We start from the raw sequence: 571 nt of genomic DNA on the forward strand, positions 1-571 counted from the left end.
GTACGTATAAATTGTCACAGATTTGGGCTTGAGCAAGAGTTCTTTGGGAATGGAGAGGACGTACAGCTTCTCGCTTATGCGATACAGTGCGCCCGATTTGGCCTTGTCATAGAGTGATCGGTCAAATGTCTTGTTCCCTTTGTGGTATAGCTCATCCCACATTTCTGTCGGAACAATACGCCCGTCAGGCTCCTCTTTTGCCATGCCAAGGCCTAGGTAAGCTGTGTCAAAGTCAACCTTTCGGACTGTCTGCTCCACCTCGAAGGGGTTTACGACCTCGTCGATGATGAGATTGTATCCATCAAGTAAGTGATCGACTTCAATTTTCGGTTTGTTGCCTTTGGTGAAATCAATACATCTCGCAATTCCTGTGCTTTGGGTTGCCAGAGTTCCAAGCCGGTAGAACAGTGCGTGCGTACAAGCGATTGATTTCCCAGCCCGGATCAACTTCTCGCAGTGATCGCTTTTGTTCCCTCCGTTGCAAATAGGCTGTGTGAGGATGAAGTCGGAACCTGTTCGGGCACCTTTGATGAACCTCTCTACCTCACTTAGGTAAGGGACAACGGCGATG

1 protein-coding gene is annotated in these 571 nt (G+C 48.9%); it reads right to left on the reverse strand.

The window, feature by feature from the left end; genetic code table 11:
- On the reverse strand, positions 1-571 hold a 571-nt coding region (locus tag ACR0E6_RS22850; RefSeq protein ID WP_480587723.1), incomplete at both ends, for a hypothetical protein.

It is taken from the genome of Ruegeria sp. AP12 (assembly GCF_056540025.1).